Here is a 6,840-nt window from a genome sequence, read left to right on the forward strand (position 1 = left end):
ATCATAATAGTATAGGAGGAATTTTATATGGCAGAAGCAAAAAGTAAATTAAAAATAATAAACCCTGACGCATCAGGGATTGATATTGGCTCGACTGTACATTATATATGTGTACCTGAAGGAAGAGATGAACAACGTATCCAAAAATTTGGGTGCTTTACAGTAGATCTACACAACTTAGCAAAGTGGTTAAAAAAGTGTCAGGTTAGAACTGTGGCCATGGAGTCAACTGGAGTATATTGGATTCCCTTATTTCAAATATTAGAATCATATAAATTTGAGGTAAAACTAGTAAATGCGCGACATGTCAAAAATGTGCCTGGTAGAAAGTCTGATGTTCAGGATTGTCAATGGCTGCAACAATTGCACAGCTATGGACTGCTTCAAGGATCATTTAGACCGGATAATCAAATGTGTGTATTGCGTAGTTACGTTAGACAACGTGCTAATCTAATTGAAAATGCAGCTAAACATACTCAACGTATGCAAAAAGCGCTAATTCAAATGAATATTCAATTGCATAAGGTTATTAGTGATATCAACGGTTTAACAGGCATGAAAATTATTAAAGCAATAATTGAAGGAGAGAAAGACCCCCAAAAACTAGCTGAATTTAGAAATTCAAACATGAAGAATGACAAGCCTACTATAGCAAAAGCATTAACAGAAGACTATAGAGAAGAACACTTGTTTGCACTAAAACAAGAATATGCAGCATATACTTTTTTTCAAGAGCAAATAACGGAATGTGATAAAAGTATAGAGAGTTACTATAAAACATTTGAGGCAAAGTCAAATGAGAACAGGATGTTGAATAAAATACGAAAGCGGAAGCAGAAGAATGGTCCAGATTTTGCTGCGGATGAGGATTTAAATCGAATAACCGGGATAGATTTTACTAAAGTCCCGGGATTTGATGTATTAAGTGTACAAACTATCATTTCGGAAACAGGTATAAATCATAATAAATGGCCAACAGAAAAACATTTTTCTTCCTGGCTTGGATTAAGCCCTGCTAATAAAATTACAGGAGGAAAAATTGTTGGAACAGGAACTCGTAAAGTTATTAACCGCGCTGCGAATGCATTTCGAATGGCTGCCCATTGTGTGTTGAGAAGCAAAAGTGCAATAGGTGCATATAGTAGAAGGCTGAAAAAAAGGCTAGGAGCACCAAAAGCAATAACTGCGACAGCAAGGAAATTAGCATGTATCTTTTATCAAATGTTGAAATATGGACAAGAATATGTAGAGAAAGGAATGAACTATTATGAAACACTTTACAAAGAGAGAGTAGTCAAAAATTTGCTTAAAAAAGCAAAGGAATTTGGTTATATACTAATGAAAGAGGAGCCGATAGATGAAAAAGGTTCTTAGGAGTTTGTTAGAAGATATTTGGAGCTGAAGTCAATGGCAGAACTGGCAAGGGAATTGAATAGTCAAGGTTACAGAACGAAAGCAGATATCTTTAAAAAGTCCACAGTAAGGAGAATAATAACAAATCCAATATATATGGGAAAAATCAGGCATTATGAGAAAGAGTATGAAGGAAAGCATGAAGCAATAATAGAAGAGGAAAAGTGGAAAAAAGCACAAGAATTAATAAGGAATCAACCATATAGAAAAGCAAAATATGAGGAAGCACTGTTAAAGGGAATAATTAAGTGCAAGAGCTGTGATGTAAATATGACGCTAACGTACTCAAAAAAAGAGAATAAAAGGTATCGATACTACATATGTAATAATCACTTAAGGGGAAAGAATTGTGAATCAATAAATCGAATAATAGTTGCTGGAGAAGTGGAAAAAGAGGTAATAAAGAGAGCAGAAGATTTATATGAAAAATGGGGAGAAAAAGCGGAAGAATGGAAAAATTTAAGTTTTGGAAAGCAGAAAGAAGTAGTAAAAAAGTTAATAAAAGGAGTAATGGTAAAAGAAGATGGAATAGAGGTGAGTTTAGAGGATAAGGTGGAATTTATACCAATGTGGTTAAAAAAGAAAGGAAACAAATGCACAGTAGTAGAGCCAGAAGGAAAAACAAACAATGCGTTACTTAAAGCAGTGGTAAGAGCCCATTCCTGGAAACGTCAACTAGAAGAAGGAAAATATAGAAGTGTGAAGGAACTGAGTGCCAAAATTAATATAGGTACAAGACGAATACAGCAAGTTTTAAGGTTGAATTATTTAGCACCAAAGATTAAAGAAGATATAGTAAATGGGAGACAGCGAAGGGGTTTAAAGTTAGCTGACTTGAGGGAAATACCGATGCTGTGGAGTGAGCAGGTAGAAAAATTTTATGGATTAGCGATGTAACGTTTATAAAAGTAACAAGGAGAAAAACATCATGAGAACACCGAAGAAAATATGGAGAGGTATTACCAGAAAGTTAAAAATAGAAAAGATACCACTACTGCAAAAGAAGCTGTCATAGAGGAATCAAGGAACTCTAATATTCCAGAAGAAGTTGAGGTAAAAGAGATCGCTAATGCTGATAAAGCTGCAGAAATTGACACTCAGCTATGTAAAAATATCAATAAGAATAGTGATAATATTAATATATCTCAGCCTACATGTGAAACCAGCGAAAAGACTCAAGATGCTCCAATAGAGACGTCCAATGTACCCAATGACTTTCCTTCAAATGAAATAAAGCCATGTGATGCTGTGGAAGAGAAATCATCAACAAAAACAACGCAGCAAAGACAAGCAATCCTGGCTGGTGTTGTTGGTGCGGTATTATTGGTAAGTTGTGTTGCATCTTATCTACTGATTGAATATTCCAAAGTACACGTTATAGCGGTAATTGGCGGGATTATTGGGTTGGTTTGTATGGGTTTTGCCCTGTATAATGCTATAAAGCCCAATACCCAGCTCGAGAAAGTGGAAGATATTCAGTCTTCTTTAAATCCAGCGTATACTCAAAAACCATAAGTGCCAAGATAACTTCTCTAAAAAATCTCTTAAATTATTAACCTAATATCACTTACCTTAGCCCCACTGTCATTTTTTCTTAATTTGAGCTTATGGAGCCTTTAACATTCTACTCCATTTATTAAGAGTCTAACAAATTAGAGAAGATAACAATAAAAAGTACACCAAATATTATATAGACAAACACCATAACAAAGCCCCATTCTTAGCCCACCGCATTAAAACTATTACTCTTCTCTGGCTTTTTTGATTGTTTACTTCTGCCTTACCATAACCATGCTCAAGTTTTAAAATACCTTCACTTAATACGCTTTCCCCAGCTTATAGAAATATTATGTATAGTAGATAGAAAACCAATGCAAGCATAATTTTTCTAACTTTTGTATTTTTTAAACTTCACTGACATTGATGCTTCTACTTTTAATTAGCTACACCTGCCAGTAACAACATTGTGCCTATTTACCGCCATCAAATGCAAAGAGATGATACTCTACTTAAAAGCATTTGCCCCTTTTTATCAGCTACTTTTCCTTAACTTGACGCGTATGCTTTTTTGAATATTCCAAAAGTAAAGCTACAACCATACTTACTAATAAATCAATTTTGTTATAGAGAGTTCAAAATTTCTTTTAACTCTTTTAAGTAAAAATTAAAAGATTTTACTTTATCTATTACTATTCGCCCATTATCCAATACTATAATCCTTTTGCCATAATTTACAGCATCCTCTAAATTATGAGTTATCATTACTGAAGTGATGTTATGTTCTTCTATTACTTTAGCTGTTATCGCAATAATTTCTTTAGAAGCTTTCGGATCTAAACTTGCTGTATGTTCATCCAGAAATAAAATTTGAGGTGGATGACTAATTGCAAGGGCTAATAAAATAGCTTGTTTCTCTCCTCCAGAAAAATTATTTATCGGTTGATTTAAAAGAGATAAAAATTTTTTAGGGGCATAGGTTTTAGAAATTACTTCTTTACTTGTAAAACGCTCATTCTTTGGGAACCTACTTTCCCATAGAAGAATATTTTCTTCCAGAGTTAATTCAGTAAATAATCTATCTTCAGCTTTTTGGGTTAAAGTAACAACCATAAAAGCCTTTTGGATAGGTAAGATTTTATCAATAGGTAATTGATTTAAAAATACTTCTCCTTTCGTTGGTGCAAGATAGCCGGCTAGTATTTTAGCTAAGGTAGATTTACCGCTTCCATTGGCCCCAAGTAACACTACAAATTCACCTTTGTCAATATTAAGGGTAGTATCATAAATTATTGGTTTATCACGGTTCGTTACTTTAAACTCAATTTCTTTAGCATATAAATAAGATTCCATATTTTTTCTTTATCCATAATTCCTATTGCGTTGCAAGGATATAAATAATATTACCCCTAAAACAAGCTTCAAATTTACAGGATCAATTCCTATATGCAATATGCTGCTAAGGCTTACAAAGTAAAAAAATATTCCGACAAAACATGCAATTACTTGCATAAAAATATGAAAATACTGAGGATTACCTCTAAAAATATGTAATCCGATGACAATAGCTCCAACACTAGTAAGCGCAAGTCCTATTCCCATATTAATATCCGCAAATCCATTTACTTGAGCAGCAAGCGCACCTGTTAGAGCCGCGAATCCATTACTTAATGCAAGACCTATAGTTCGATAAACTTCCGGTCTTTTCCCTAAAATACCCAATAAATTTTTATTATAGCCAAATGCTCGAAGTAATAATCCTAACCTTCCATTTAGTAAAAATACTAGTGATATAATGATAATACAATTGATTATAGTTAGTGGAATCAACCAATTTTCTAAATTAAATAATGATAAGATCGTTGGCGTTCCTAATATTGATATATTATGGCGTCTAAGTATTCGCAGATTAACCGAATATAGCATAAAGCTTGCAAGTATTCCGGCTATTAAACTATCAATACGGTCATTTTTTTGCATAAAACTAACTATGCTTCCAACTATCATACCTGCAAGCATACTAAATATTAATGCTGGAAATAGCCCAAAATCAATGGTACGGGCAAATATACCGGCCCCTAAAACATAAGTACCATCAACAGTTAAATCTGTAATTTTCATAATTTCATAACTTATATACATCCCCAAAATAAGAGGTAGTATTAAAAAGGACTGTTCTAACGCTATAAATAGTATGTCCATTATTTGTTACTCAATTTCTATACGCTGAAATGGTAAAGAAGATATTTCAAGTTTAGTTAGAATCTTTTGTCTAGAAAATGATTTAGAATTAATAAAGAGCATTAAACTATCCATAAGCTTAAAAGGAATATTTTTAGGGAGAATGCCGTTTAAAACATCTTTGGCAATTAATCCACTATTAACTCCAATTTCCTTTTCTCGTACTCCTATTGCTATAGTTGCACCGTCAATTACTGACCCTTCATCTGAAGCAATTATAGGAATTGATCTATTATCCGCTTCTTGTTTTAAGATATTTATGCCACTTGCTAGTAAATGATCCTTTAAGATTAGAAAAGCTTGCGTATTTTTAGGGCTATTTTTTACCGCTAGCGGGAGATCAGTCAAGTTATTTATCATCATTTTATGGAGAACAATATTATTTTTTTCTGCATATAATTTTAATTCTTTTACTGCAGGTGCTACTTTTTCACTACTACTATATAATAATGTTATATCATACAACGATGGTAGTTTATCAACTAACTTTATTATCGATATTTCATCATTAACCCCGGTCACCAAGGGATGATTTTTGTTATTTATTGCTGCAGCTACACAAACGATAGGTTTATTTTTTATATGAGAAATAGTCATTAGAGAGGTAGAAGAACCAATAGGCATGAGTATGTCTTGCTGCTGCATTTGCTTAATTATTGTGAGTAAAACATTAGGATCCCCATGAGCATTTTTAACTGTAATTTTAACACTCTGGTCTTGCAACGATTCTTTAATTCCATTAACAATCTGAGTCATTGCTTCATGTTCAAGAGGTACAATAATACCAATATTTTTATGATTAGCATAAACTGCAACAGTAAAAAACAGGACAGATAGAAACGCTAAAAGATACTTCTTATAATAGAAAGCTTTAAAAATGACGGAAAACAACATCGTGATACCCTATAAAAACTACAATTCAAACAAAGCCTAAAATTGATGTAAAATTATTTACGCCAACGCCATCCTTGATTTAAATTATTAATTTCTACAGATATCATATATATAAATTCTATTATTATATAACTAAGTCTAATATGTTTTAAATATAATGTCAATTATATTTGAAGCAGTGAAAATAGCATTAGAAACATACTGCGAATTAGCGTCGTAAAGGATTTAATTATTTACTTTCCCCAAAAACACAAAAATAGTACGTATATTTACGAGAACGCGTTGCGTAAAAATAGGGTTGTAAAAATAAAAGCTTGAAATTATTACAACAAAATTAGGCAAACCAGTTCGTACGTAGATTTAGCGAAAGTGATCCAATATAGCTGGTTTTAGCTTACAGTGAAATTACCATATAAAAAAGTTCGTATGGTACACATGGTAGACCAACTGATTCCAAGAAAAATTGTTCTCACCGTCCCTGGTTTTGAGCACTGAAAATGGCTATATTATTTAAGCTATTAGTAAAATACGTTGTTAGATTAATACTAATTTTCTTAAGGAGGAATTTAAGGCAAACTCATAATGAAAACAGAATTTGAAGGTAAAGAAAAATCCCGTACCGACCTTCTTAAGAGACTTTTGCCTAAAACTACTTTGGGTTAGAAAATTTTCTACAATAATGATTGACAAGTTTTAAAGATAGAATACTATACTTAAAATGTAATTGATAATCTAATTAATTAAGGTGGTGGCTATGTTGCGTTCAGATATTCCAAAAGTTTTGTTTTCGTCTAT

Annotated in this window: 5 protein-coding genes and 1 pseudogene; 3 read left to right on the forward strand and 3 right to left on the reverse strand. The window is 32.6% G+C overall.

The features are described from left to right. Nucleotides 1-27 precede the first annotated feature (27 nt). From LB100_RS04030 to LB100_RS04040, 3 genes and pseudogenes are all read left to right on the forward strand, one after another. Nucleotides 28-1,374 carry an IS110 family RNA-guided transposase gene (locus LB100_RS04030; protein ID WP_456201510.1) on the forward strand — a complete coding sequence of 449 codons (1,347 nt, stop codon included), beginning with the start codon at nt 28-30 and terminating at the stop codon, nt 1,372-1,374. 12 nt (nt 1,375-1,386) lie between these two features. Continuing rightward, nucleotides 1,387-2,310, forward strand: a pseudogene (locus tag LB100_RS04035) (recombinase family protein); the annotation flags it as partial. Nucleotides 2,311-2,361: 51 nt separating this feature from the next. After that, a complete protein-coding gene (locus LB100_RS04040; protein ID WP_456201511.1) occupies nt 2,362-2,928 on the forward strand; it encodes a hypothetical protein in 567 nt (188 codons plus the stop codon). Nucleotides 2,929-3,534: 606 nt separating this feature from the next. On the opposite strand, the gene LB100_RS04045 is transcribed toward LB100_RS04040, so the two are convergent. The 3 genes from LB100_RS04045 to LB100_RS04055 are packed head-to-tail and all read right to left on the reverse strand — an operon-like array spanning nt 3,535 to nt 6,045. Next, a complete protein-coding gene (locus LB100_RS04045; RefSeq protein WP_208571703.1) occupies nt 3,535-4,263 on the reverse strand; it encodes an ATP-binding cassette domain-containing protein in 729 nt (242 codons plus the stop codon). Nucleotides 4,264-4,272: 9 nt separating this feature from the next. Beyond that, nucleotides 4,273-5,112, reverse strand: a complete 840-nt coding sequence (locus LB100_RS04050; protein ID WP_208571534.1) for an ABC transporter permease — start codon at nt 5,110-5,112, stop codon at nt 4,273-4,275. 6 nt (nt 5,113-5,118) lie between these two features. After that, the gene (locus LB100_RS04055; RefSeq protein WP_208571533.1) at nt 5,119-6,045 is read right to left on the reverse strand and encodes an ABC transporter substrate binding protein; all 927 of its coding nucleotides are present in this window, start codon (nt 6,043-6,045) and stop codon (nt 5,119-5,121) included. Nucleotides 6,046-6,840: the final 795 nt, after the last annotated feature.

The organism is Wolbachia endosymbiont of Protocalliphora sialia (genome assembly GCF_053891855.1).

What these genes read in the sequence shown, in the direction of transcription:
- LB100_RS04030 (WP_456201510.1), top strand. Translation starts at nt 28, where the DNA reads ATGGCAGAAGCAAAAAGTAAATTAAAAATAATAAACCCTGACGCATCA.
- LB100_RS04055 (WP_208571533.1), bottom strand. Translation starts at nt 6,045, where the DNA reads ATGTTGTTTTCCGTCATTTTTAAAGCTTTCTATTATAAGAAGTATCTT.
- LB100_RS04045 (WP_208571703.1), bottom strand. Translation starts at nt 4,263, where the DNA reads ATGGAATCTTATTTATATGCTAAAGAAATTGAGTTTAAAGTAACGAAC.
- LB100_RS04040 (WP_456201511.1), top strand. Translation starts at nt 2,362, where the DNA reads ATGGAGAGGTATTACCAGAAAGTTAAAAATAGAAAAGATACCACTACT.
- LB100_RS04050 (WP_208571534.1), bottom strand. Translation starts at nt 5,112, where the DNA reads ATGGACATACTATTTATAGCGTTAGAACAGTCCTTTTTAATACTACCT.